Origin of the sequence: Pseudomonas uvaldensis, from assembly GCF_021271205.1 — a bacterium.
GTDB lineage: Bacteria > Pseudomonadota > Gammaproteobacteria > Pseudomonadales > Pseudomonadaceae > Aquipseudomonas > Aquipseudomonas uvaldensis.
The window spans coordinates 184,261-208,687 of the sequence record NZ_JAIWKS010000005.1; the positions used below are offsets into that span (position 1 = coordinate 184,261).

General features: G+C 61.1%; 22 protein-coding genes and 1 riboswitch. Of the genes, 11 read left to right on the top strand and 11 right to left on the bottom strand.

Translation table 11 applies throughout. The features are described 5' to 3' along the window. Positions 1-4: 4 nt before the first annotated feature. On the bottom strand, positions 5-1,075 hold the full coding sequence (gene epd / locus LCU97_RS13175; RefSeq protein ID WP_232776727.1) for an erythrose-4-phosphate dehydrogenase: 1,071 nt from the start codon (positions 1,073-1,075) through the stop codon (positions 5-7). A gap of 149 nt (positions 1,076-1,224) precedes the next feature. Further along, positions 1,225-3,222: a transketolase gene (tkt, locus tag LCU97_RS13180; RefSeq protein ID WP_053156029.1), complete on the bottom strand. Its 1,998-nt coding sequence runs from the start codon at positions 3,220-3,222 to the stop codon at positions 1,225-1,227. 266 nt (positions 3,223-3,488) lie between these two features. Here tkt and LCU97_RS13185 point away from each other — a divergent pair, with 266 nt between their 5' ends. Together LCU97_RS13185 and metK are read left to right on the top strand one after the other, a co-directional pair. Then, the gene (locus LCU97_RS13185; protein ID WP_232776730.1) at positions 3,489-4,484 is read left to right on the top strand and encodes an ArsR/SmtB family transcription factor; all 996 of its coding nucleotides are present in this window, start codon (positions 3,489-3,491) and stop codon (positions 4,482-4,484) included. 19 nt (positions 4,485-4,503) lie between these two features. After that, a complete protein-coding gene (metK, locus tag LCU97_RS13190; RefSeq protein ID WP_053156023.1) occupies positions 4,504-5,694 on the top strand; it encodes a methionine adenosyltransferase in 1,191 nt (396 codons plus the stop codon). A 91-nt stretch (positions 5,695-5,785) separates the two neighbouring features. Here the strand turns inward: metK and LCU97_RS13195 are convergent, their stop codons facing one another. After that, entirely contained in the window at positions 5,786-6,406 is a 621-nt protein-coding gene (locus LCU97_RS13195; protein WP_053156020.1) for a LysE family translocator, read from the bottom strand. A gap of 205 nt (positions 6,407-6,611) precedes the next feature. On the opposite strand from LCU97_RS13195, the gene ligB reads away from it, so the two are divergent. Both ligB and LCU97_RS13205 read left to right on the top strand, forming a co-directional pair. Further along, the gene (gene ligB / locus LCU97_RS13200; RefSeq protein ID WP_232776732.1) at positions 6,612-8,285 is read left to right on the top strand and encodes an NAD-dependent DNA ligase LigB; all 1,674 of its coding nucleotides are present in this window, start codon (positions 6,612-6,614) and stop codon (positions 8,283-8,285) included. Between the two features lie 101 nt (positions 8,286-8,386). After that, positions 8,387-8,782, top strand: a complete 396-nt coding sequence (locus LCU97_RS13205; protein ID WP_232776734.1) for a DUF1090 domain-containing protein — start codon at positions 8,387-8,389, stop codon at positions 8,780-8,782. A 10-nt stretch (positions 8,783-8,792) separates the two neighbouring features. Here the strand turns inward: LCU97_RS13205 and LCU97_RS13210 are convergent, their stop codons facing one another. After that, a complete protein-coding gene (locus tag LCU97_RS13210; protein ID WP_232776735.1) occupies positions 8,793-9,242 on the bottom strand; it encodes a c-type cytochrome in 450 nt (149 codons plus the stop codon). 123 nt (positions 9,243-9,365) lie between these two features. On the opposite strand from LCU97_RS13210, the gene mltA reads away from it, so the two are divergent. Continuing rightward, positions 9,366-10,550: a murein transglycosylase A gene (gene mltA, locus LCU97_RS13215; protein WP_232776737.1), complete on the top strand. Its 1,185-nt coding sequence runs from the start codon at positions 9,366-9,368 to the stop codon at positions 10,548-10,550. 50 nt (positions 10,551-10,600) lie between these two features. On the opposite strand, the gene LCU97_RS13220 is transcribed toward mltA, so the two are convergent. After that, positions 10,601-10,984: an MAPEG family protein gene (locus tag LCU97_RS13220; protein WP_053156004.1), complete on the bottom strand. Its 384-nt coding sequence runs from the start codon at positions 10,982-10,984 to the stop codon at positions 10,601-10,603. Beyond that, entirely contained in the window at positions 10,981-11,163 is a 183-nt protein-coding gene (locus tag LCU97_RS13225; protein ID WP_156315971.1) for a hypothetical protein, read from the bottom strand. The genes LCU97_RS13220 and LCU97_RS13225 overlap by 4 nt, the downstream gene beginning before the upstream one ends. A 203-nt stretch (positions 11,164-11,366) precedes the next feature. Here LCU97_RS13225 and LCU97_RS13230 point away from each other — a divergent pair, with 203 nt between their 5' ends. Continuing rightward, a complete protein-coding gene (locus LCU97_RS13230; RefSeq protein ID WP_053156001.1) occupies positions 11,367-12,536 on the top strand; it encodes an MFS transporter in 1,170 nt (389 codons plus the stop codon). Here the strand turns inward: LCU97_RS13230 and LCU97_RS13235 are convergent. Together LCU97_RS13235 and LCU97_RS13240 are read right to left on the bottom strand one after the other, a co-directional pair. Next, positions 12,487-13,368: a formate/nitrite transporter family protein gene (locus tag LCU97_RS13235; protein WP_053155998.1), complete on the bottom strand. Its 882-nt coding sequence runs from the start codon at positions 13,366-13,368 to the stop codon at positions 12,487-12,489. The two genes, LCU97_RS13230 and LCU97_RS13235, sit on opposite strands and share 50 nt — an antisense overlap. Before the next feature lie 97 nt (positions 13,369-13,465). Further along, positions 13,466-13,867, bottom strand: coding sequence for an acyl-CoA thioesterase (locus tag LCU97_RS13240; RefSeq protein WP_003206420.1), 402 nt, complete (start codon positions 13,865-13,867; stop codon positions 13,466-13,468). A 188-nt stretch (positions 13,868-14,055) separates the two neighbouring features. Further along, positions 14,056-14,161, top strand: a riboswitch (S-adenosyl-L-homocysteine riboswitch). 23 nt (positions 14,162-14,184) lie between these two features. Between LCU97_RS13240 and ahcY the strand changes: the two genes are divergently transcribed. The 5 genes from ahcY to LCU97_RS13265 all read left to right on the top strand — a co-directional run bounded on the left by ahcY (position 14,185) and on the right by LCU97_RS13265 (position 20,699). Beyond that, positions 14,185-15,594, top strand: coding sequence for an adenosylhomocysteinase (ahcY, locus tag LCU97_RS13245; RefSeq protein WP_053155995.1), 1,410 nt, complete (start codon positions 14,185-14,187; stop codon positions 15,592-15,594). Between the two features lie 173 nt (positions 15,595-15,767). Then, a complete protein-coding gene (gene metF, locus LCU97_RS13250) occupies positions 15,768-16,613 on the top strand; it encodes a methylenetetrahydrofolate reductase [NAD(P)H] (RefSeq protein ID WP_053155992.1) in 846 nt (281 codons plus the stop codon). An 80-nt stretch (positions 16,614-16,693) separates the two neighbouring features. Continuing rightward, positions 16,694-17,776 carry a hypothetical protein gene (locus tag LCU97_RS13255; protein WP_232776739.1) on the top strand — a complete coding sequence of 361 codons (1,083 nt, stop codon included), beginning with the start codon at positions 16,694-16,696 and terminating at the stop codon, positions 17,774-17,776. 55 nt (positions 17,777-17,831) lie between these two features. Then, positions 17,832-18,584, top strand: coding sequence for a substrate-binding periplasmic protein (locus LCU97_RS13260; protein ID WP_232776741.1), 753 nt, complete (start codon positions 17,832-17,834; stop codon positions 18,582-18,584). Positions 18,585-18,845: 261 nt separating this feature from the next. Continuing rightward, positions 18,846-20,699 carry a DEAD/DEAH box helicase gene (locus LCU97_RS13265; protein WP_232776743.1) on the top strand — a complete coding sequence of 618 codons (1,854 nt, stop codon included), beginning with the start codon at positions 18,846-18,848 and terminating at the stop codon, positions 20,697-20,699. 273 nt (positions 20,700-20,972) lie between these two features. On the opposite strand, the gene LCU97_RS13270 is transcribed toward LCU97_RS13265, so the two are convergent. The 3 genes from LCU97_RS13270 to LCU97_RS13280 form a co-directional block, all read right to left on the bottom strand. Next, positions 20,973-21,569 carry a YceI family protein gene (locus LCU97_RS13270; protein ID WP_053148178.1) on the bottom strand — a complete coding sequence of 199 codons (597 nt, stop codon included), beginning with the start codon at positions 21,567-21,569 and terminating at the stop codon, positions 20,973-20,975. Between the two features lie 32 nt (positions 21,570-21,601). Continuing rightward, positions 21,602-22,153 carry a cytochrome b gene (locus LCU97_RS13275; RefSeq protein WP_053148180.1) on the bottom strand — a complete coding sequence of 184 codons (552 nt, stop codon included), beginning with the start codon at positions 22,151-22,153 and terminating at the stop codon, positions 21,602-21,604. A 307-nt stretch (positions 22,154-22,460) separates the two neighbouring features. Then, positions 22,461-24,236 carry a flavin monoamine oxidase family protein gene (locus LCU97_RS13280; RefSeq protein ID WP_232776746.1) on the bottom strand — a complete coding sequence of 592 codons (1,776 nt, stop codon included), beginning with the start codon at positions 24,234-24,236 and terminating at the stop codon, positions 22,461-22,463. Between the last annotated feature and the right edge of the window lie 191 nt (positions 24,237-24,427).

Consider the following 24,427-nt stretch of genomic DNA (forward strand, 5'->3'; position numbering starts at 1 on the left):
TTAGTTAGAGAGCAGGTTTGTTGGAAGCAGAACGCGAAGTCGCTGCTTGCAGATAATGTTCGGCAACGTCCAGCATTCGATTGGCAAAACCCCATTCGTTGTCGAACCAGGCCAGGATGTTCACGAGCCGTGGCCCGGAGACACGGGTCTGGCTGGCATCGACGATGGCCGAATGTGGGTCATGGTTAAAATCACAACTGGCATGGGGCAACTCGGTATAGGCCAGAAGGCCTTTGAGCGGGCCGCTGGTGGCGGCATCGCGCAGGATCCGGTTGACCTCGGTGGCGTCGGTATCGCTCACGGTCTGCATCGTCATGTCGAGGCAAGACACGTTCACCGTCGGCACCCGCACCGCTTTGGCCTGAATTCGCCCAGCAAGTTCCGGCAGCAGCCGTTCGATGCCCCGCGCCAGACCAGTGGACACCGGAATCACCGACTGGAACGCCGAACGGGTGCGGCGCAAGTCTTCATGGTGATAGGCGTCGATCACAGGTTGGTCGTTCATCGCTGAGTGGATGGTGGTGATCGATACATACTCCAGGCCGATGGCCTGGTCCAGCAGACGCAACAGCGGAACGCCGCAGTTGGTGGTGCAGGAGGCGTTGGACACCAGCAGCTCATGTCCGGTCAGGCAATCCTGGTTCACGCCGTAGACGATGGTGGCATCCACATCCGCTTCGCTGGCCATCGGCTGGGAGAACAGTACCCGTGGCGCACCGGCCGCGAGGAAACGCTCGCCATCTTCGCGGGTGTGGTAGGCACCGGAACACTCGAGCACCAGATCGACACCCAGGGACGCCCAATCGATGCCTTCGGGGGTAGCGCTGCGCAGGACTTTCACGCAGTCGCCATTAATATGCAGACAATCGCCGTCGACCCGCACGTCACCGGGAAACCGACCGTGGGTGGAGTCGAAGCGTGTCAGGTATTCGATACTGGCCATGTCGGCCAGATCGTTGATCGCCACAATTTCGAACCCGGCCTTCGCCCCTCGCTCGAACAACGCACGCAAGACGCAACGACCAATCCGGCCGTAGCCGTTGAGTGCAACTTTGTAGGGACGCGGTTGGGGCATGGGATTCTCTGACCAGGGTGAATCCATCAGGGCAGCGTTGGCTGAACCGACGCTATCGCGAGCAGGCTCGCTCCCACAGGGTCGGTGAAGATCCTTGTGGGAGCGAGCCTGCCCGCGATGGCGTCAGAACAGGCGATGCATGCCTGGACTTAGTCTTCCAGCAATTCTTCAGCCTGACCCAAGATATTTTCCAGGGTGAAACCGAACTCCTCGAACAACGCCGACGCAGGCGCGGACTCACCATAGGTGGTCATGCCGATCACGCGGCCTTCCAGGCCCACGTACTTGTACCAATAATCGGCGTGAGCGGCCTCGATGGCGATCCGGGCGCTGACTTGCAGCGGCAGCACCGACTGCTTGTAGCCGGCGTCCTGGGCATCGAACACGCTGGTGCACGGCATGGACACCACGCGTACGTTGCGGCCCTGTGCGGTCAGCTTGTCGTAAGCCTGGACGGCCAGGCCGACTTCCGAACCGGTGGCGATCAGGATCAGCTCAGGCTCGCCAATGCAGTCCTTGAGCACGTAGCCGCCACGGGCGATTTCGTCGATCTGACCCGCTTCGCGGGGCTGGTGCTGCAGGTTCTGACGGGAGAAGATCAGCGCCGATGGGCCATCGTTACGCTCGATGGCGTATTTCCAGGCCACCGCCGACTCCACGGCGTCGCATGGGCGCCAGGTGTCCAGGTTCGGGGTGCAGCGCAGGCTTGCCAGTTGCTCGATCGGCTGGTGAGTCGGGCCGTCTTCGCCCAGGCCGATGGAGTCGTGGGTGAACACATAGAGCACGCGCTTTTTCATCAGCGCCGACATGCGCACGGCGTTGCGAGCGTACTCCATGAACATCAGGAAGGTGGCGCCGTAAGGCACCAGGCCGCCGTGCAGGGCTACGCCGTTCATGATGGCGCTCATGCCGAACTCACGCACGCCGTAGTACATGTAGTTGCCGCTGGCGTCTTCGGCGCTGACACCTTTGCAGCCTTTCCACAGGGTCAGGTTGGAACCGGCCAGGTCGGCCGAACCGCCCAGCAGCTCCGGCAACAGCGGGCCGAAGGCATTCAGGGTGTTCTGGCTGGCCTTGCGGCTGGCGATGGTTTCGCCCTTGGCAGCCACTTCGGCGATGTAGGCCGAGGCTTTTTCGGCGAAGTCGGCCGGCAGCTCGCCACTGAGACGACGCACCAGCTCGTTGGCCAGCTCAGGGAATTCGGCGGAATAGGCGGCGAAACGCTGATCCCAGTCGGCTTCCAACGCACGACCTTTTTCCTTGGCGTCCCATTCGGCATAGATGTCGGCCGGGATTTCGAATGGACCGTGTTCCCATTTCAACGCGGCACGGGTCAGAGCGATTTCCTCGGCACCCAGCGGGGCGCCGTGGCAGTCTTCCTTGCCTTGTTTGTTGGGCGAGCCGAAACCGATGGTGGTCTTGCAGCAGATCAGGGTCGGCTGGGCGCTTTTGCGAGCCGTTTCGATGGCGGTCTTGATCTCTTCCGGATCGTGGCCGTCGACGTTACGAATCACCAGCCAGTTATAGGCTTCGAAGCGTTTCGGGGTGTCGTCGGTGAACCAGCCTTCGACTTCGCCGTCGATGGAAATGCCGTTGTCGTCGTAGAAAGCGATCAGCTTGTCCAGGCCCAGAGTACCGGCCAGGGAGGCGACCTCATGGGAAATGCCTTCCATCATGCAGCCATCACCCAGGAAAACGTAGGTGTGATGGTCGACGACCTTGTGCCCCGGACGGTTGAATTGCGCCGCCAGGACTTTTTCCGCCAGGGCAAAGCCCACGGCATTGGCCAGGCCCTGGCCCAGCGGACCGGTGGTGGTTTCCACGCCTGGGGTGTAGCCGTATTCCGGATGGCCCGGGGTGCGGCTATGCAGTTGGCGGAAGTTCTTCAGGTCGTCGATCGACAGGTCATAACCGGTCAAATGCAACAGCGAGTAGATCAACATCGAACCATGGCCGTTGGACAGCACAAAGCGGTCACGGTCAGCGAAAGCCGGATTGGCCGGGCTGTGCTTGAGGTAGTCGCGCCACAGCACCTCGGCGATATCCGCCATGCCCATCGGGGCACCGGGATGGCCGCTGTTGGCTTTCTGCACGGCATCCATGCTGAGGGCACGAATGGCATTGGCACGCTCACGACGGCTGGGCATCGCTGTTCTCCTGCGGGAATTGAGTAAGTGAATAACGAAACTGAAAAAAGGCGTGCATTTTCCCTCACCCACCCCCTGGGAGCAATGACAGATAGACGTCCAGAGCGGTTTTTCGGGTGGATAAAGTCGCTTTCGCCAGGTGAAACCTGTCCACTGGAAGCTTGTAGAGTCCATAAAGACCAGCGAAGTGCCATTTATCGAGCAATATCAAAAGTTTTTGATATTGAACTTGCGGTGATGCCACCCCCTGTCTAGACTGCCGCGTTATGAACTTACGCGCGCCCTCCATCCAGCATCACCCTAGCGACGAACTGGCGGCCCTTTGCAAGGCCGGTGGCGACCCGCTGCGGCTCAATGTATTGCGCGCCCTGGCCAATGACTCATTCGGCGTGCTGGAACTGGCGCAGATCTTCGGCATCGGTCAGTCCGGCATGAGCCATCACCTCAAGGTCCTCGCCCAGGCCGACCTGGTGGCGACCCGTCGTGAAGGCAACGCCATTTTCTACCGCCGCGCCCTGCCCCACACCGATCTTATGGGTGGCAAGCTGCACGCTGCATTGCTTGAGGAAGTGGACGAACTGACCCTGCCGACGGACGTTCAGGCTCGTATCGCCCAGGTGCACGGACAACGGGCCGCGGCCAGCCAGGATTTTTTCGCACGTGTGGCGGAAAAGTTTCGTGCCCAGCAAGACCTCATCGCGGGCTTGCCGCAGTACCGCGAAAGTGTCCTGGCGCTGCTCGACAAACTGAGCTTCGAGCCTACAGCCACGGCCATCGAGGTCGGCCCCGGCGACGGTGCGTTCCTGCCGGAACTGGCACGACGTTTCAGCCAGGTCACGGCGCTGGATAACAGCCCGGCCATGCTCGATCTGGCTCGCCAGGTGTGCGAACGTGAAAACCTGACTAATGTCAGCCTGCGTTTGGCCGATGCTTTGGGTGGCGTGCACCTGCAAGGCGACTGCGTCGTGTTGAACATGGTACTTCATCATTTCGCCGCTCCGGCCGATGCACTCAAGCACATGGCCGGCCTGTTGCGACCGAGCGGAAGCCTGTTGGTGACAGAGTTATGCAGCCACAATCAGAGCTGGGCCAGGGAGGCCTGCGGTGATCTCTGGCTGGGGTTCGAACAGGACGACCTGGCCCGTTGGGCCACCACTGCGGGCCTCGTGCCCGGGGAAAGCCTCTATGTAGGCTTACGAAATGGTTTCCAGATCCAGGTCCGCCATTTTCAGCGGCCGGCTGGTGACACTCACCATCGGTAACTTGTAGGAAAACATCGAGATGAGCGAATACTCCCTTTTCACCTCCGAGTCCGTGTCTGAAGGGCATCCGGACAAAATCGCCGACCAGATTTCTGATGCGGTGCTGGACGCCATCATTGCTGAAGACAAGTTCGCCCGCGTGGCGTGCGAGACTCTGGTGAAAACGGGCGTGGCGATCATTGCCGGCGAAGTGACCACTTCGGCCTGGGTCGACCTGGAACAGATCGTCCGCGACGTCATCCTGGGCATCGGCTACAACAGCTCCGACGTCGGTTTCGACGGCGCAACCTGCGGCGTAATGAACATCATCGGCAAGCAGTCGGTGGACATCGCCCAAGGCGTTGACCGCAGCAAGCCTGAAGACCAGGGCGCCGGCGACCAGGGCCTGATGTTCGGTTATGCCAGTAACGAAACCGACGTGTTGATGCCGGCGCCGATCACGTTCTCGCACCAACTGGTGCAGCGCCAGGCCGAAGCCCGCAAGTCCGGCTTGCTGCCGTGGCTGCGTCCGGATGCCAAATCTCAGGTCACTTGCCGTTACGAGAATGGCAAGGTGGTTGGCATCGACGCCATCGTGCTGTCGACCCAGCACAACCCGGAAGTGTCCTACAAAGACCTGCGCGAAGGCGTGATGGAGCTGATCGTCAAGCACGTGCTGCCTGCCGAGTTGCTGAACAAGGACACCCAGTTCCACATCAACCCGACCGGCAACTTCATCATCGGTGGTCCGGTGGGTGACTGCGGCCTGACCGGACGCAAGATCATCGTCGACAGCTACGGCGGCATGGCCCGTCACGGCGGTGGCGCGTTTTCCGGCAAGGATCCATCGAAGGTCGACCGTTCGGCGGCCTATGCCGGCCGCTACGTGGCCAAGAACATCGTCGCCGCCGGCCTGGCCGAACGCTGCGAGATCCAGGTGTCCTACGCCATCGGTGTTGCCCAGCCTACGTCGATCTCGCTGAACACCTTCGGTACCGGCAAGATCGGTGACGACAAGATCATCAAGCTGGTCCGCGAAGTGTTTGACCTGCGTCCATACGCCATCACCACCATGCTTGACCTGCTGCACCCGATGTACCAGGAAACCGCAGCCTATGGCCACTTCGGCCGTACGCCGCAGACCAAGACTGTCGATGGTGATACCTTCACCACCTTCACCTGGGAAAAAACCGACCGCGCCGACGCCCTGCGCGCTGCTGCCGGCCTGTAATACCCGTTGAGATAAAAAGCCCCTGGCGACCCGTTCGCCAGGGGCTTTTTCATTCCGGATGTTTCTCCCTCCACCGAGGGGGGGAGATAAGCTACGTCCGCCGGGCCACCAGTAAAAACGAAGCCGCACTGGCCAACAAGCCAGCACACAGCCGGTTGAACAGACGCTTGCCGCTGGGGTGGGCGAATAGTCGCCGCGCGTAGATCCCCATGTAGCAATACAAACCGATGGCGATGCACTCCAACGCCAGGAACAGCCCGCCCAATACAGAGAACTGCTGGACGACGGTGCCGGAACGGTCGACGAATTGGGGCAGGAACGCCGTGAACAGCAGGATCGCCTTCGGGTTGCCGATGGCCACCAGAAACTCCTGGCGCGCCAGACGCCCCATGCCCATCGAGCCGACCGTTGTCTCTTCACCGGCCTGAGGTTGCGCACGCCACAGCTGTACGGCGAGATAGAACAGATAGCCGGCGCCAACAACCTTGATCCCCAGGAACAACAGTTCCGAGGTGTGCAGCACTGCGGTCAGTCCGGCCGCGGCCAGGGCAATCATGATCGCAAATGCCAGCAGCCGACCGATGCCACCACTGCACGCCCGCACAAAGCCATAACGCGAGGCGTTGCTGATGGACAGCAGGTTGTTCGGCCCAGGCGCCATGTTCAACGCAAAGCAAGCCGGAATAAAAACGGCAAGTGTCGTCAGGTCCATCGCGGGCACTCCTGGCAGGGTGGATCGAAACGCCATTCTGCCCGGCCCGACGACAGGTTCAAGGGACAGTTGCACGGCTAAATCACGCTGCACTGTACCGCCACGACGTTGCCATCAGCACCGCAACGTTCGGTAACGCTCCAGGCCTCGCAGCTTGCGCAACCGTGGCTAGCCTTGAAAGACCTGACCAAGCAAGGATGCTTCAATGCCATCGTTATTTCACGCGCTGCTCTTTTCACTTTTCATCGCTGCCCCTGCTATCGCGGCGCCCTGTCCTGACTGGCCGGTCGAACGTACCCAGGCAGAAATCGAAGCCCGGCAACGGCAGATCGACGCCTGGGACGACAGTTATCATCGCCTCGGCCAATCGCTGGTGGCCGACGAGCTTTACGATCAGTCCCGCGCACAACTGGAGCATTGGCGCAGTTGCGTCGACCTGCGCACGCCAACCGATCCTTTGCGTACGGCGCGGGGAAAAGTGCCGCACCCGGTGGTCCATACCGGCCTTGAAAAGCTCAAGGATGCGACTGCCGTACAAGCCTGGCTGAATGGTCGAAAGGACGTCTGGGTGCAACCGAAAGTCGACGGCGTGGCGGTAACCCTGGTCTACCGCGACGGACGCCTGCACCAGGCGATCAGCCGCGGGGATGGCATCCTAGGTCAGGACTGGACCTCCAACGCGCGCAAAATCGGCGCCATCCCGCAACGGCTGCGCCAACCTCGGAACCTGCTCGTACAGGGCGAGCTGTATTGGCGCCTGGGCACCCACGTCCAGGCCGAAACCGGCAGTCTCAACGCCCGCGCAACCGTGGCGGGCCTGATAGCACGCAGCAACCTGACCGCGCAGGAAGCGTCGGACATTGGTCTTTTTGTCTGGGAATGGCCGGAAGGGCCTGACACCCTGCCCGGACGAATGGCCGCGCTGGCTGAGCTGGGTTTCGCCGGCACCCTCGACTACAACCAACCTGTCCGGGCATTGGCCGATGCCGAACATTGGCGCGACCACTGGTATCGCACTCCGCTGCCCTTCGCCAGCGACGGGATCGTCCTGCGCCAGAGCCGCCGCCCACCGGCCAACCGCTGGCAAGCCCGGCCGCCGTCCTGGAGCGTGGCCTGGAAATACCCTTATGCCCAGGCCCTGACCGGGGTGAGGAAGGTGCGCTTCAACATCGGTCGAACCGGGCGCATCACCCCAGTACTGGAACTTGAGCCCGTCCTGCTGGACGACCGCAGGATCCGCCGAGTGAGCGTCAGCTCCCTCAAGCAATGGGAGGAAATGGACATCCGTCCCGGCGACCAGGTCGCCATCAGCCTGGCCGGACTGACCATTCCGCGCCTCGACAGCGTCGTGCTGCGCAGCATCGTGCGGGAGGACGTCAATGTCCCGGTGGCAGCCGACCATCACTTGCTGAGTTGCTGGCAACCGACACCAGGCTGCGAGAGCCAATTTCTTGCGCGCCTGAACTGGCTAAGCGGCAAGCAGGGACTTGCCCTGCCCCATGTCGGCCCCGGCACCTGGGAAAAACTCCTGACTGCGGGTCGACTCGACGGATTGCTGGATTGGATGACACTCGATGCCGCCGAGCTTGCTAACATGACCGGCTTCAGCGAACGCAGCGCAGCCCGTCTGCTCGAAGGCCTGCACAGTGCTCGCCAACGGCCGTTCGGACAATGGCTCAAGGCGCTGGGCCTGCCGCCTGTCGGTGAAGCCCGGCTGGAAGGGCCATGGCACGCGCTGGCCGAGCGTGACACCGAACAGTGGCAAGCCGAGGCCGGTATCGGGCCGGGACGTGCTGCGCAATTGAGCGCTTTTTTCCGCGACCCGCAGGTACGAGCGTTGAGCGAAGTATTGCGGGCTGCCGGGATCGACGGTTTTTGATCGGCCCGTGCGGTTGAACCCAAGGGGCACGTGTGCGTTCCAACAGCGCACCTGAGCCGGATGAATCGCGCGCTTTCACGGATTTGTTTTTTGGAGTTGCTATGAATTTCCTGCCACCCGCTATCCTGCTGGCCTTATGCAGCGTCATGGCCGCCCCCCTGTGGGCGGACGAGCAAGTACCGGAACTCACTGGCTGCGCCGCCAAGCGTCAAGGCATCGTCAACCAGATCGAACTGGCCAAGTCCCAGGGCAACCAGGACCAGCAGGCCGGCCTGGAAACCGCGCTGAACGAGGTTACCACCCATTGCACCGACGCCTCCTTGCGCAAGGAGCGTGAAAACAAGGTGCTCGAAGCCAAGCACGAGGTCAGTCGTCGCCAGGAGGACCTGGAGAAAGCCATGAAGAAAGGTGATCCGGAGCGGATCAACAAGCGCAAGGATAAACTGGCGGCTTCCCGCAAGGAATTGCAGGAAGCCGTGGAGGAGCTGGATAAATGAACGAACGCCTTCAGTAATCCCGAAACTCTTTATGGCAGGCACTGCAGGCGTCTTCTACTTTCTGCACCGCCGGGCCCAGGTAACTGGCCCTGTAGGGCTGAACCTTGCTGGCAGCCACCAACTCAGCGGTGGCTACCTCCAGGCTACGGGCCAGTTCCTGGAAGCGCGCCTGCTTTTGCCAGACCTCATCCCGGGCGCTGGTGTGATCCTCCTCGCGTACTTGCGGGAAATGCTTCCACGGCTCGCGGGACAGTTGATCCAGTTGCACCGCGCCTTCGGCGAAACGCGGACCATTGAACGGAACGCGACCGCGCAACATACCGCCCAGTTCTTCATTGGTCTTGAGCATCTGCTTGAAAATAGCCTTGCGCTGGCCCAATGGAGAGTTGGGGTCGACACCGCCGCAAGCGGAGAGCATCAGGCAGGCCAGCACAGCCACGGAAAAACGTTTTGCAAACATCTTGGCCTCGGGTCGGGAAACGGCAGCCAGTATCCTCGTGTCGCCGGCAAAGACCAATAGCCCTATTCACAATGCGGTTGTCTGCATGCCCTGAACATGCACGCCATCCGCGAAGGACATTTCATGAACCGCTTCAAGACCTGGCATAAAAGCCTGGCACTGTCCCTCTCGCTCATTGCCTTGTTGAGCGCCTGCAACCGCGGCGAAAAAACCGAGGAGCCCAAGACTCATGCACTCGCCACTTATGTCAGTGCACCGTGGGAAGCGTTGCCGACGGTCTCCAATGAAGACCTGCTGGCCGGTTTCGGTTCCTGGCGCAGTGCATGCACCCGGCTCAAGGCCGATGCGACCTGGGGCGCGACCTGCGCGGCAGCGGCCAATGTGCCGCTGGTGGCCGCCGATGTGCGCAAATTTCTGAAGCAACACCTGGACGTCTATGGCCTGCGTTCCGGGGATAACAGCCCCAACGGCTTGATCACCGGTTATTACGAGCCGGTTTACCCCGGCAGCCTGACCCGAACCGCCGCTGCCAACGTGCCAGTGTACGGCGTACCTGACGACATGATCATTGTGTCGCTGGACAGCATCTACCCCGAGCTCAAGGGCAAACGCCTGCGCGGCCGCCTCGAGGGCCGGGTGCTCAAGCCCTACGACGACGCTGCCGCCATCGAAAACAACGGCGTGAAGGCGCCCGTGATCGCCTGGCTGACCGACCCGATGAACCTGCAATTTTTGCAAATCCAGGGCTCGGGCCGCATTCGACTCGATGACGGTCGCCTGTTGCGCATCGGCTATGCCGACCAGAACGGCCACCCTTACCGCCCCATCGGCCGTTGGCTGGTGGAACAGGGCGAGTTGAAGAAAGAAGAGGTGACCATGGGCACCATCAGCGCCTGGGCCAAGGCCCACCCGACCCGGATTCCCGAGTTGCTGGGCAGCAATCCCAGCTACGTGTTCTTCAACCGCAACCCCGACAGCAACGAAGGGCCACGCGGCTCGCTGAATGTACCGTTGACTGCCGGCTATAGCGTGGCGGTGGACCGCAAGGTGATCCCGCTGGGGAGCCTGTTGTGGTTGTCCACCACTCGACCCGATGGAACCCCGTTGAACCGACCGGTCGCCGCCCAGGACACCGGTGGCGCCATTGCCGGCGAGGTCCGGGCGGACCTGTTCTGGGGTACCGGCGAAGCCGCGGGGGAACTGGCCGGGGACATGAAGCAACAGGGCCAGATCTGGATGCTCTGGCCCAAGGGCATGCCATTGCCGCAAGTGCCGCAGGTGTCGAATACCGTGACAGCTAATCCTTGAGCGTCGTGTTGCCTGTGGGGCCCCCACAGGCAACAACGAAATCAACAGGCTCAGATCGAAACAAAGAAGAAACTGGCGATGAGCCCCAGCCCCACCAACCACACCAGAGAACGCAGGATTGCCCAGTCCGCCAGGTAGCAAATGATGTAGAGCAGACGACTGGTGATGAACAGCACCGCCAGCACGTTGATGGTCACCAGTTCGGCATTGCCGGCCAGGTGCGCAACGATCACAGCGGCGGCGAATGCCGGGGTGATTTCAAAGCTGTTCAGATGCGCGGCATAGGCACGCCGGGGTGCGCCTTCGAGACTCTCCAGGAAATCCCGGGGGTCGTGGTTATCCTGCAACCGGTATCTTCCGCCGATCTTGGCGATGGCAATGCACACGTAAGGCAGGATGATGGCGATCAAAATACACCACAGGGCAACCGTCATGACGCAGTTCCTTCTTTGGGTTTCATGGATAAATCAGGGATCCGGTCTCCGGTCAGCGCTTCATCACCAGCATGCCGACCAACACCAGTGCGCAGGCTAAGAGCCGCAGCCGACCAAAAGGTTCTTTCAAATAGCGCGTACAACAGCGCCGCCACCAACATCAGGACCGTTGCAAGCACAGCACACTCCTTTTCGTACCCGTCAAACGACCGATGATTTTTTCGCGATCCGTCGACAGCTGTTTATACTGCAAACGACCACGCCGCATTCAGTTGCGCATAAATCAATTCCAATAATTTCGCTGCTGCCCCCGTTTGCTCGAAGGGCATCGGCATGCGTATGCCTGATCAGAGCGTCAAGACTACAGACAGAGACCTTGCGCATGCCACTCGCCTTGCTTGCCCTGGCCGTTGCCGCTTTCGGCATCGGCACCACCGAATTCGTCATCATGGGGCTGCTACCGGATGTCGCCCGCGACCTGGCCGTGAGTATCCCCCAGGCCGGGCTGCTGATTACGGGCTATGCCCTGGGCGTCGTGTTCGGCGCGCCGGTGCTCGCGGTCGGCACCGCCAACATGCCGCGCAAGGCCACGCTGCTGGGCATGACATTGATGTTCATTCTGGGCAACGTGCTCTGCGCGCTGGCCCCGAACTACCTCACCCTGATGGCTGCGCGGGTCATCACCGCTTTGTGTCACGGCGCATTTTTCGGTATCGGCTCGGTGGTAGCTGCCGGGCTGGTGGCGCCGAACAAACGGGCCCAGGCCATCGCGATGATGTTTACCGGTCTGACCCTGGCCAATGTCCTGGGCGTACCGCTGGGCACGGCATTGGGACAATACGCCGGCTGGCGCTCGACGTTCTGGGCGGTGTCGGTGATCGGCGTGATCGCTGCCATTGCCCAATGGGCCTGGCTGCCCAGGGAGATACCCATGGAAAAAGCCAACCTCGCCAGCGAGTTCAAGGTCCTGGGCAAGGCGAACGTGCTGCTCGCTCTGGGCATGAGCGTGCTGGCGTCCACCAGCCTGTTCAGCGTTTTCACCTACATCGCGCCCATCCTGCAGGACATCACCGGCGTCAGCCCCCACGGCATTACGATCATGTTGCTGTTGTTCGGGGTCGGATTGACGGCGGGCAGCTTTCTTGGCGGGCGCCTGGCGGACCGACGCCTGCTGCCGTCACTGGTAGGCATGGCCCTGGCCGTGGTGCTGGTACTGGCGGCGTTCAGCCAGACCAGCCAATCCGTGATCCCGGCGGCGATCACGCTGGTGTTGTGGGGGATATTCGCCTTCGCCCTGTGCCCGATCCTGCAATTGCTGATCATCGATCAGGCCCACGAAGCGCCGAACCTCGGTTCGACCCTGAACCAGAGCGCGTTCAATCTTGGCAACGCGACCGGTGCCTGGATCGGCGGCCTGGTGGTGTCCAGCGGGGTCAACCTGGCCGACCTGCCGTGGACCGGCGCCCTGGTCGGCGGATTGACCGTGCTGACCGCCGTGTATTTCATTTATCGCCAGCGTCGCCAGGAGATCCCGCTGGGTGCGGCCGACTAGGCGTGCCGCTCTCGCTGCGCACCTGTGCGTGACTGATCAGCGCGAAGATGCAACTGCCGCCGATGATATTCCCCGTCAGGGTCGGCGCGGCGAACACCAGCCAGAAGTCCTCCCATGACAACTGGCCGGCGAAGACCAGGTAGGACACTTCGGCCGAGCCGACGACGATGTGGGTGAAGTCCCCGAGCGCCATCAGGTAGGTGATGAGAATGATGATCCACATCTTGGCGCTTTCCATGGAGGGGATCATCCAGACCATGGTGGCGATCATCCACCCGGAAATGATGCCCTTGGCGAACATCTGGCCCGTGTCGTTTTCCATGACCTTGCGGCCGATTTCCAGGAAAGCCAGGTCGGTGCGGCGGTCGAAGATCGGCAGGTGCAACATCACGTAGGCCACCAGCAGGGTACCGCACAGATTGCCCACCAGCACCACCCCCCACAGCCGCAACAAACGGCCGAAATTGCCCAGGGTGGGCTTGCTCATGATCGGCAGCACGGCGGTCAGGGTGTTTTCAGTGAAGAGCTGCTGGCGCGCAAGAATGACCGCGAGAAAACCGGCGCAGTAGCCGAAACTGGCGATCACCTTGAAGCCTTCGTGATCCGGCAGTCGGGAGTTGAGCAGCCCCATCGCCATCAACGACAGGCCCATGGTCAATCCGGCTGCCAGGGCCGACCACCAGAGCGCGGCGACACTGCGTTCCAGCTCCTGGTTGCCCTGGGTGCGGATGATTTCGTGCAGCACCGCCGCCCGCGGGGGCTGGTTGCGGTCCACATCGTGTTGCTCCTGAGCCGACAGGTCAGGGGTCTTGCCTTCTTCGTGGGTGTTCATACAGCTCCTGAACCGGTGGCGTGATGTAGCTACGACACGCGGCGTTCGGAGCTGTTCAGTGGTGCACTGAAGTTCCTGGGCCTTGAAACCGCCCCCCTCACTCGACTACAGCATCCTTGAACTGATCCTTGACGTACTTGATCTCGGTCCGGCCATGGGGCGCTGGCAAGCCATCTTCGCCGAGATTGACGAAGACCATCTTCTCGACGGTCAGGATGCTCTTGCGGGTGATTTTGTTGCGCACTTCGCAGGTCAGGGTGATGGAGGTGCGGCCGAACTCGGTGGCGGTGATACCCAGCTCGATGATGTCGCCCTGGCGAGAGGCGCTGACGAAATTGATCTCGGAGATGTATTTAGTCACCACACGCTGGTTGCCGAGCTGGACGATGGCATAGATCGCCGCCTCTTCGTCGATCCAGCGCAACAGGCTGCCACCGAACAGCGTGCCATTGGGGTTGAGATCTTCGGGCTTGACCCATTTGCGGGTGTGGAAATTCATGATCACTCCTGAGTATCGACCGCTGAATAGCCGCATCATGGCAGACCCGGCGGGCAGGCTCTACGTCGCTGTTTCAATAACGTCCATCGGCATTTTTGATTTGCCGACAGAAACCCTTTGGAAGATCCGATTAGCCCGTTATAATCGGCCCGTTTTATCCGGCCATCCCATAGGGCCGTTCCCGCCACCTGTCCGAGGGGCGCTGCAGCAGGCTCGACCTGTCAGGCTCGGATGGGGCGTTGTTCGTACGGGTTACCCGCACGGACACTAAACGCACAACGGCGCCCATTCGCATACATTACGAATGGAGGCTCTTCATGAGCGCTGTCATCACGCCTGCCGCTTTTACCGATTACAAAGTCGCCGACATGTCCCTGGCTGCCTGGGGCCGTCGCGAGATCATCATCGCCGAATCCGAAATGCCTGCCCTGATGGGTCTGCGTCGCAAATACGCCGGCGAGCAACCGCTCAAGGGTGCGAAGATCCTTGGCTGCATCCACATGACCATCCAGACTGCCGTGCTGATCGAAACCCTGGTTGCCCTGGGTGCCGAAGTGCGCTGGTCGTCCTGCAACATCTTCTCGACCCAGGACCAGGCCGCTGCCGCCATCGCCGCCGCCGGTATCCCGGTATTTGCCTGGAAAGGCGAGACCGAGCAGGAATATGAATGGTGCCTGGAGCAGACCATCCTCAAGGATGGCCAGCCATGGGACACCAACATGGTTCTCGACGATGGCGGCGACCTGACCGAGCTGCTGCACAAGAAATACCCGGCCGTGCTGGACAAGGTCCACGGCGTGACCGAGGAAACCACTACCGGCGTGCACCGCCTGCTGGACATGCTGGCCAAGGGCGAGCTGAAGATCCCGGCCATCAACGTCAACGACTCGGTGACCAAGAGCAAAAACGACAACAAGTACGGCTGCCGTCACAGTCTGAACGACGCCATCAAGCGCGGCACCGACCACCTGCTGTCGGGCAAGCAGGCCCTGGTGATCGGCTACGGCGACGTGGGCAAGGGTTCGGCCCAGTCCCTGCGCCAGGAAGGCATGATCGTCAAGGTGTCCGAAGTCGACCCGATCTGCGCCATGCAGGCCTGCATGGACGGCTTCGAGGTGGTTTCGCCGTTCATCGATGGTAACAACGACGGCTCCGAAGCCAGCATCGACAAGGCACTGCTGGGCAAGATCGACCTGATCGTGACCACCACCGGCAACGTCAATGTCTGCGACGCCAACATGCTCAAGGCCCTGAAGAAGCGCGCCGTGGTCTGCAACATCGGCCACTTCGACAATGAAATCGACACGGCTTTCATGCGCAAGAACTGGGCGTGGGAAGAAGTGAAGCCACAGGTCCACAAGGTTCACCGCACTGGCGCTGGCAGCTTCGACCCACAGAACGATGACTACCTGATCCTGCTGGCCGAAGGCCGCCTGGTGAACCTGGGCAACGCCACCGGTCACCCAAGCCGCATCATGGACGGTTCGTTCGCCAACCAGGTCCTGGCCCAGATCTTCCTGTTCGGCCAGAAATACGCCGACCTGCCACCGGCTCAGAAGGCCGAGCGCCTGACCGTGGAAGTACTGCCCAAGAAACTCGACGAAGAAGTGGCCCTGGAAATGGTCCGCGGTTTCGGCGGTGTGGTCACCAAGCTGACCAAGCAACAGGCTGACTACATCGGCGTCACCGTCGAAGGCCCGTTCAAGCCGCACGCCTACCGGTACTGACAGCAGCTGCAAGCCTTGAGCTTCAAGCTGCAAGTAAAAGCTGTTTGTTTACTTGCGATTGAAGCTTGGGGCTTACCTCTTCATCGCTATTACGCAGCCGCGGGTTACAAGCCAAGCACAAGAATCGGCATACCGAACGCTTGTGGCTTGAAGCTCGCAGCTGGAGGCCCTCCATGTCCCAAGACCGTCGCTACAGTTTCGAGTTCTTCCCGACCAAGACCGATGCTGGACATGAAAAACTGATCGCCACTGCTCGTCAGCTGGCCAGCTACAACCCCGACTTCTTCTCCTGCACCTATGGTGCTGGTGGTTCGACCCGTGACCGCACCCTGAACACCGTGCTGCAGCTGGAAAGCGAGGTCAAAATTCCCGCCGCTCCGCACTTGTCCTGCGTGGGTGACAGCAAGGACGATCTGCGCAACCTCCTGACCCGTTACAAGGCCGCCGGCATCCAGCGCATCGTTGCCCTGCGCGGTGACCTGCCGTCGGGCATGGGCATGGCCAGCGGTGAGCTGCGCCACGCCAATGACCTGGTGAGTTTCATTCGCGAGGAAACCGGCGATCATTTCCACATTGAAGTAGCCGCCTATCCGGAAATGCACCCCCAGGCGCGCAATTTCGAAGATGATCTCCTCAATTTCGTACGCAAGGCCAACGCTGGCGCGAACAGTGCCATCACCCAGTATTTCTTCAACGCCGACAGCTATTTCTACTTCGTCGAGCGTGTGCGCAGGCTGGGTGTGGACATTCCTGTCGTACCGGGAATCATGCCGATCACCAACTACAGCAAGCTGGCGCGCTTCTCCGACGCCTGCGGTGCCGAGATCCCGCGTTGGATCCGCAAGCAACTGGAGGCCTATGGCGATGACTCCACCAGCATCCAGCGCTTCGGTGAAGAGGTCATCACACAAATGTGTGAGCGTTTGTTGCAGGGTGGTGCACCAGGGCTGCATTTCTATACCCTGAATCAGGCCGAGCCCAGCCTTGCGGTCTGGAACAACCTCAAGCTGCCGCGTTAACGCTTAATGTGGTGGTAGATCAAGGCCTTGGCGAAAACCAAGGCCTTTTTACTATCCGAGAACACCAAGGATTGCAGCCGATGCCAAACGGTCAAAGGTCAACGACCCCACAACTCATTTATCTGGTCTACGGGGCCGAGACCTATCACCAGGAAGCAGTATTCAGCATCGCCAGTGCCATCGCCGGCCTGCGCGAGACGCCGGATGAAAAGCTGGACATCCAGGTATTTACCGACAACCCGATGCCTTACACCGGGCTGCCGGTGCGCTTGCGCGCCCTGGACAACGAAACCCGCCAAACCTGGATCCAGCCCTACGGCTATCACTTTCGCGCCAAGCATGTGGTCATGCAGAAGGTACTCGAAGAAGCTGAACTGGCCCTGCTGATCGATACCGATACCTTCTTCCATTGCTCGCCCCTGGAGCTGTTCCGGCGCGTCCAGCCAGGTACGCTGCTCTGTAACGCAATCACTCTGAACTATGGCGCCAACAAGGACGCCGAGCTTTACGTGACCCTGTCGCAAGCCCTGCGGCAACGGCACCTGGCGGACGATGACATGCCCTTGCTCAACTCCGGAGTGATCGGCATGCATTGCAGCGATGCGCACGTGCTGGACCGCTCCATCGCCCTGATGGATGAGTTTTATCCAATGGCAAAAGGTGCCTACACCCTGGAAGAGTTCTGCCTGTCAGTGGCGGCCTATCGCCAAGCGCAGGTACGCGAGTGTCCGGACCTGATCCATCACTACTGGAGCCGCAAGCAGCTGTTCCGCGCCAAGACAAAGGCGTGGCTCGATAAACACCATGCTGCGCCTGTATGTCAGCGAGCCCTGGATGAAACACGGCAGGTCACCGCAACCCTTCCCCGTCCCCCAACCATGCAGCGCCTGCTCTATAAGCTCGTCACTGTGGCATTGCCGGGTCAAAAGCGGCAGTTCATGCGCGAAATTCTCTACGGTTGCTATCGCCACGCCAATCAGTTCGACCAGGCTTGCGCCCCGGTCTGGTGGGAAAAGGCCCTGGAAAACGTTGAGCACCGCCTGAAAAAACCGTTGGAAGATCATGAACTCAAACGCTGGCTCAACCACCCGTTGATCCGCCTGGTATTGGGCCGGCGGCGCGAAGCGATCTACCAGCACCTGATGCAGGCAAAAAGCAACTGAACCGCAAGCCAGAGCGCTCTGGCTATTTGTAGTGCACTCGTCGTAACCTCCGGCCATGCCCATCATTGCCCGGTTACTGACTGTCTTTCTTCTCTTGTGCCTGAGCATGGCTGCCCGGGCCGAGAAGTTGCGCATCGTCACCGAGCCCTGGGCACCTTACGTTTACGAGGAAGGCGGCAAGATCATGGGCCTTGACTACGAAACCGCGGTCATTGTCTTCAAGCGGTTGGGAATCGATGTCGAATGGCAGCTCCTGCCTTGGAAACGTTGCCTTGCGATGCTGGAGCAAGGCCTGGCGGATGGGGCTCTGGATATCTTTCGCAGCGACGAGCGCGAAGCCCTGCTGCTCTACCCCAGCGAACCGTTGTCGGAAGTCGAATTCGTGCTGTTCCATGCCAACGCACGGCCCCATCCGTTTCGCACGCTCGACGACCTGAACGGCCTGACCGTCGGTACATCCCCCGGCTACCTGTACAGCCAGGCCTTCCGGGAATCGACCTTGTTCAAGCGCGAAACGGCGCCCACCCATGAAGCCAACTTCGGCAAGCTGCAACTGGGTCGGATCGACCTGCTCATCACCGATCGACGAGTGGGCCGGCAATTGCTCAAACAGATGCAACTGGACGACCAGATCACCGAAAACCCGACGGTTGTGAGCCGCCAGAGCCAATATCTGGCGGTACGACGCAAGGCCGGAATGGATTTGCTGGCACAACGCTTCAGCGCCGAACTCAAACGGTTCAAACGTGAACCAGCCTATGCCGAGCTGAGCGCTCGCTATGACAGCGCCCCATCGGCGCGACGCTGAAATCAGCCGTTGAGCAGCAGGAAAGCAACGCAAGGCGATTGCTCTGTTATACTCGCCCCTTCCCGCCAGGCTCACGCCCGGACGCCCGGTCTTGCAAAAGGCACCCCGACACCGCTACAGCGCAGCTTTCAGCCCGCGCGAGCCTTGTCCGGCCCCGCCTTCCAGACCCGGCAGGACCGGACGGGATGACGTCTTGTTGAACGTCATTCGCGCCAGGCAAGACATCCCTTGGGCCAGGCCCTCACTAAAACAGGATTACTCATGTCCTTTGCTTCCCTCGGTCTCTCCGAGGCTTTAGTCGGCGCCATCGAAGCCGCCGGCTACACCGAGCCTACCCCGGTGCAACAGCGGGCCATCCCCGCCGTGTTGCAAGGTCGCGATCTGATGGTCGCAGCACAGACAGGTACTGGTAAGACTGGCGGTTTCGCCCTTCCGATCCTGGAGCGGCTATTCCCCAACGGTCACCCGGACAAATCCCAGCGTCACGGCCCGCGCCAGCCGCGCGTACTGGTCCTGACGCCAACCCGCGAACTGGCCGCCCAGGTGCACGAGAGCTTCAAGGTCTACGCTCGCGACCTGAAATTCGTCAGCGCCTGCATTTTCGGCGGCGTCGGCATGAACCCTCAGGTCCAGGCCATGGCCCGTGGCGTCGACGTGCTGGTGGCCTGCCCGGGTCGCCTGCTGGATCTGGCCGGTCAAGGCAGCGTCGATCTGTCCCACGTCGAGATCCTCGTGCTGGACGAAGCCGATCGCATGCTGGACATGGGCTTTGTCCATGACGTGAAGAAAGTCCTGGCCCGCCTGCCCGCCAAGCGCCAGAACCTGCTGTTTTCGGCGACGTTCTCCAAGGACATCACCGACCTGGCCAGCAAACTGCTGCACAACCCGGAACGCATCGAAGTCACGCCGCCGAACACCACGGTCGAACGTATCGAACAGCGTGTATTCCGCCTGCCGGCCAGCCACAAGCGTGCGTTACTGGCACACCTGATCACCACGGGTGCCTGGGAACAGGTTCTGGTGTTCACCCGTACCAAGCACGGCGCCAATCGCCTGGCCGAGTACCTGGACAAGCACGGCCTGCCGGCCGTCGCGATCCACGGCAACAAGAGCCAGAACGCCCGTACCAAAGCCCTGGCCGACTTCAAGGCCGGTGAGATGCGCATCCTGGTTGCCACCGACATCGCCGCCCGCGGCCTGGACATCGACCAGTTGCCCCACGTGGTCAACTTCGAGCTGCCGAACGTCGACGAAGACTACGTACACCGTATCGGCCGTACCGGCCGGGCCGGTCGTTCGGGCGAGGCAATCTCGCTGGTCGCGCCGGATGAAGAGAAGCTGCTCAAAAGCATCGAGCGCATGACCAAGCAGAAGATCCCGGACGGCGATCCGATGGGCTTCGATGCCAGCACGATCGAGGCCGAAAAGCCTGAAGTGCGTGAGCGTCCGGACGTGCGTAACCCACGCAATGCCCGTGGCCCACGCGGCGACGGCCCGAACGGCAGCGGCGGCGGTCGCAAGGACAAAGGCAAGGACAAGGGTAAGGAAAAACCGGCCGGCAACGGCCGTGGCGAACGTCCGGCCCGTGAACACAAGCCTCGCGAAGGTACCCCGGCCCGCGAAGCGCAGCGCCAGACACCTCCTCGCCCTCCCGCCGATCGCGCCCCGGATGAGTTCCTGGACGACGATATCGACAACTTTGGCAACCGCGTCGATTACGTGCCACAGCAGAAACCCTCTCAAGGTCGCGGTCGCCGTCCAGGCGCCCCGGCCCAGGGCTCGGGTGCTCCGCGCGGTGGTCAGTCCCAGGGTCGTCAGAATGGCCCGCGCAACGGCGGCGGCTCCGCCAACGGCAGCCCATCGGGCAAGCGCAGTGGTCCACGTAGCGGTGGCGCTCGTGACGGTCAGGCTCGCCGCGAGGACTCCCGCCCTCGCCGCCCGGCCCGTGACGACCAGGCGCGCCAGGAACCAGCAGTGCAGAGCCCACGCGGCAACCAGCCGAAAATCATGCACAAGGAATCGAAGCTCGATCGTTTCCCGACGCCTGAACAGCTGGATCAACTGCCCAGCCGCCCACGGGGCGAGAAACCAGCGCTGCTGACCCGCAATCGCTGAGTTTTCCAAGCCGTAGAAAATGCCCCTGATCCCGCGATCAGGGGCATTTTTATTGGAACAGCCCATATATCCCTATGGGACACATTCCTGATGTGGGAGCGAGCCTGCTCGCGATGGCGGCGCATGGATGAACATCTCTGTTGGCTGATCCGACGCTATCGCGAGCAGGCTCGCTCCCACAGGGGTTCGGGGTTGGCTGTACCTTATTCATACAGCAATAAAAAAACGCCCTCGACCGTAAGGCCGGGGGCGTTTTTTTGTCAGGCGCGAAAATTACTTCGCTTTGACACCTTCAAAGGTCACATACAGCTCAACCACATCGGACGATGGGCCCAGGTCTTTCTGTTTGCCGAAATCGGAACGCTTGATGCTGGTCGTACCTTCGAAGCCAGCACGGTAGCCGCCCCATGGGTCTTTGCCTTCACCCAGGAACGTGGCCTTGACCACAATCGGCTTGGTGACGCCCAGCAGGGTCAGGTTACCGGCTACATCAGCCGTTTCCTTGCCATCGGCGTTCTTGCCGGTGGGCTTGACGCTGGTGGAAACGAACTTGGCGTCGGCGAACTTGCTCACGTTCAGGAAGTCACCGCTGGCGATGTGCTTGTCACGCTCGGCGTGGTTGGTGAACACGCTGGCGGTGCGAACGTTGAATTCGATCTTGCTGTCTTCCGGCTTGGCCGCGTCGAAGCTGAACTTGCCGTCGATATCCTTGAAGGTACCGGTGATGTAGCTGTAGCCCAGGTGGCTGATCTTGAAGTCGACGAAGGCGTGCTGGCCTTCCTTGTCGACCACATAGTCGGCAGCCATGGCCTGACCAGCCGTCAGCAGGGCGGAACCGATTGCCAGGGCGGCGAGCGTCTTTTTCAACATGCTTTCTATTCCTTTGGAGTCGAGGTTGAACATCAGGCTTGGCGCCCCAGCATTCGCTTGAGGGTCGCGTCACGGTCGATAAAGTGGTGTTTCAATGCTGCCAACGCATGGAGGCCGGAAAAAATTACCAGCGCCCAGGCGAGGTACAGGTGAATCTCGCCGGCGACGTCTGCCTGGTCGGGCAGTCCGGACACCAGCGCGGGGACTTCGAACAAACCAAACACCGGTATCCCGACACCGTCTGCGGTGGAAATCAGGTAACCGGCGATCATTACGGCGAAAAGGCCGAAATACAGCGCGCTATGGCCAAGCTTGGCACCGACGCGGGTCAGGCGACCGTAGGTGGCCAGGGTCGGTGGCGGCGGGCTGACGAAGCGCCAGATCACCCGCAGCAACATCACCGCCAGCAACACCAGGCCGATGCTCTTGTGCAGGTCCGGCGCATCTTTGCGCCAGCTGCTGTAGTAGTCCAGGCCGACCATCCACAAGCCCAGCGCAAACAGCCCGTACACCACCAGCGCAACGCCCCAGTGCATCACGATACTGACCCAGCCATAGCGGGAAGAAGAGTTGCGTAGCTGCATTGCTCATATCCTGTAAAAACTGCGATCAAGACTAGCGAGTTATCTATCGAATTAAAGCGGAAAATTTCGCTTTGAAATATCGAGAAATACGATCATCAGTTTGGTTGGGGTCGGTTAAGGAAAGATTAAAACGAAATACAACCTGTGATAATCAGGATCACAGCGCCCCTCATCGCGAGCAAGCTCGCCCAAGAATCGCATTCGGCGCGGTCACCACAGTCCCATGTGGGAGCAGCCTGCTCGCGAAGGGTTTTTCCAGACAAAAAAAACGCGGCTGACTCGCCGCGCTTTTTTTGTAACACCTGTTTTACTGAGTTTTGGTCTCAGTGGCTGCCGGTGTGGATGCTGCCGGCTTGGCTGCTGGCTTCTTCGCCGGTTCGGCCTTTTTTGTCGGAGCCTTGGCCGGCGTCTTTTTCGCCGGGGTCTTGGTGGCCGGTTTCTTCGCTGGTGCCTTCTTGGCAGGCTCGGCTTTTACCGGCGCCACAGGTTTCGGCGCTTCTACCGGTGCGGGTGCCGGCGCCGGAGTTGGCGCCGGAGCGGGCGTCGGTGCTGGCGGAGCCACCGGTTCTGGAGCCTTGACCGGCTCAGGCTGCTTGGCGTCATCCGAACCGCCAAACAGGTTGGTGAAAAAGTTGCCCTTCTTCGCCGCGACCGCACCGGCAGCTGCTGCCGTTGCAGCCGGAACGACCTTGGGCGGCTCGAACGACTTGCCCGCCGCCAGGTCTTGCACTTGGCTGGCAGCACGCTGACCGCTGCGCAGCGCGCCTTCCAGAGTGCCTGGATACAAGGCGTCGGTGTGTTCACCGGCAAAGGCTACACGCTGCAGCGGCTTTTCCCACAGGCGCCAGAATTTGCTGATCTGGCCCGGGCCGAAGGCCAGGTAGGAACCGCCGGTGGACGGGTCGGTGCTATAGCGACGGATTTCGTAACCGGTAAACGCGCCACGGGCCTGTGGATAAAACGCGTGCAGGCGGATCAGCACCTGATCGACCATTTGTTTGTCGCCAAAGGCCTGCATCACCCGGGCGTTATCCCCTGAAAGGTTGATGATGACATTGGCGCCACCTTTGAGGGCCGGTTCGATCCACATCATGCCCAGGCCGGTATTGCTGAAGATCTCACCCGACATGCGCGCCTTGCTGTCCCAGACCGGGGTCTTGAACTTGAGCATGATCTGGTCGCGCCAGCCGTAGTTGGTGCCCTTTATCGCGGCCTGGTGCTGGGCGTCCAGGGCCGGTGTCAGTTGAATCTTGTTCAGCGCGCGCAGCGGCACGGCCAACACCACGTAATCGGCCTGATAGCCCACGCTGCCGACCTTGACGGTCACACCGTCCTTGTCCTGGGAAATGGCCGACACCGGCGAGTCGGTCTTGATGGTTTTCAATTGCTTGAGGAAGGCCTGGGCCAGCACCTGGCTACCACCAAGCAGGCGCGAAGCCCGCAGGTCGCGGTCGGACACTCCACGATTGACCCGGTTCTGCTGTGCGAAATACAGCAGCGACAGACGCGAAGGTTCGTCGTAACGGGTACGAATTTCCTGATTCACCAGTTGCCGCGCAGTGGCCGGAAGCTGCAAGCGGTCCAGCCAGGCGGATACGGTCATCTGGTCCAGCGCGTGCAGCGTGCTGGTGGCCGTCGGATTCAGCGGGTCCTCGATGGAACGCGCCAGCTCGTCCAGGGTGGTTTCGTAGCGCTTGAGCGCTTCGGCGGTGGCCGGCTGCTTAGTGGTCAGGTCGGCGGCGGTGAAGTAGGTGCCGTCAATCAGATAGCTGGGGGTGCGCACGAATTCCGGCGCCGGCGTGGTGCCCAGCTTGAAAGTAGAGACGTATTTATTCAGCACCGGCTGAGTCTTTTCATTGCCGATCCACTCACTGGTGGCCATGCCCGAACGGCCGCCCACGCTGGGCTTGGCCTCCAGCAGGGTCACCGTCCAGCCTTTATTCTGCAACTCGTAGGCCGCCGTGAGCCCCGCCAGGCCGCCACCGATGACGATGGCCGTCGGTTGCTTGTCCTTCGCCAGCGCCGTAACGCTGAACAGCCCTATCACCACCAGCGCACACGCGCGCAGCCAACCAGCAGACATTCTGCGAACTCCGGAATAAAAACCTGGGAAATTTCTGTTCTTTCGAGCCAGCCGGCTCAGAGAACGGCGAAGAATACGTCAGCCATCATAACGCCGCCAGCGACGTCTATCGCCTGGCTCAAAGTAGCGGGGACCGACACAATGGGTTGTCCCCGGGGCCGCCATTGCATAGGCTTGCCCGATTGTTTGGC

Excerpts from the sequence above, each read along its gene's own strand:
- epd (WP_232776727.1), bottom strand. The coding sequence starts at position 1,075 with ATGCCCCAACCGCGTCCCTACAAAGTTGCACTCAACGGCTACGGCCGG.
- tkt (WP_053156029.1), bottom strand. The coding sequence starts at position 3,222 with ATGCCCAGCCGTCGTGAGCGTGCCAATGCCATTCGTGCCCTCAGCATG.
- LCU97_RS13185 (WP_232776730.1), top strand. The coding sequence starts at position 3,489 with ATGAACTTACGCGCGCCCTCCATCCAGCATCACCCTAGCGACGAACTG.
- metK (WP_053156023.1), top strand. The coding sequence starts at position 4,504 with ATGAGCGAATACTCCCTTTTCACCTCCGAGTCCGTGTCTGAAGGGCAT.
- LCU97_RS13195 (WP_053156020.1), bottom strand. The coding sequence starts at position 6,406 with ATGGACCTGACGACACTTGCCGTTTTTATTCCGGCTTGCTTTGCGTTG.
- ligB (WP_232776732.1), top strand. The coding sequence starts at position 6,612 with ATGCCATCGTTATTTCACGCGCTGCTCTTTTCACTTTTCATCGCTGCC.
- LCU97_RS13205 (WP_232776734.1), top strand. The coding sequence starts at position 8,387 with ATGAATTTCCTGCCACCCGCTATCCTGCTGGCCTTATGCAGCGTCATG.
- LCU97_RS13210 (WP_232776735.1), bottom strand. The coding sequence starts at position 9,242 with ATGTTTGCAAAACGTTTTTCCGTGGCTGTGCTGGCCTGCCTGATGCTC.
- mltA (WP_232776737.1), top strand. The coding sequence starts at position 9,366 with ATGAACCGCTTCAAGACCTGGCATAAAAGCCTGGCACTGTCCCTCTCG.
- LCU97_RS13220 (WP_053156004.1), bottom strand. The coding sequence starts at position 10,984 with ATGACGGTTGCCCTGTGGTGTATTTTGATCGCCATCATCCTGCCTTAC.
- LCU97_RS13230 (WP_053156001.1), top strand. The coding sequence starts at position 11,367 with ATGCCACTCGCCTTGCTTGCCCTGGCCGTTGCCGCTTTCGGCATCGGC.
- LCU97_RS13235 (WP_053155998.1), bottom strand. The coding sequence starts at position 13,368 with ATGAACACCCACGAAGAAGGCAAGACCCCTGACCTGTCGGCTCAGGAG.
- LCU97_RS13240 (WP_003206420.1), bottom strand. The coding sequence starts at position 13,867 with ATGAATTTCCACACCCGCAAATGGGTCAAGCCCGAAGATCTCAACCCC.
- ahcY (WP_053155995.1), top strand. The coding sequence starts at position 14,185 with ATGAGCGCTGTCATCACGCCTGCCGCTTTTACCGATTACAAAGTCGCC.
- metF (WP_053155992.1), top strand. The coding sequence starts at position 15,768 with ATGTCCCAAGACCGTCGCTACAGTTTCGAGTTCTTCCCGACCAAGACC.
- LCU97_RS13255 (WP_232776739.1), top strand. The coding sequence starts at position 16,694 with ATGCCAAACGGTCAAAGGTCAACGACCCCACAACTCATTTATCTGGTC.
- LCU97_RS13260 (WP_232776741.1), top strand. The coding sequence starts at position 17,832 with ATGCCCATCATTGCCCGGTTACTGACTGTCTTTCTTCTCTTGTGCCTG.
- LCU97_RS13265 (WP_232776743.1), top strand. The coding sequence starts at position 18,846 with ATGTCCTTTGCTTCCCTCGGTCTCTCCGAGGCTTTAGTCGGCGCCATC.
- LCU97_RS13270 (WP_053148178.1), bottom strand. The coding sequence starts at position 21,569 with ATGTTGAAAAAGACGCTCGCCGCCCTGGCAATCGGTTCCGCCCTGCTG.
- LCU97_RS13275 (WP_053148180.1), bottom strand. The coding sequence starts at position 22,153 with ATGCAGCTACGCAACTCTTCTTCCCGCTATGGCTGGGTCAGTATCGTG.
- LCU97_RS13280 (WP_232776746.1), bottom strand. The coding sequence starts at position 24,236 with ATGTCTGCTGGTTGGCTGCGCGCGTGTGCGCTGGTGGTGATAGGGCTG.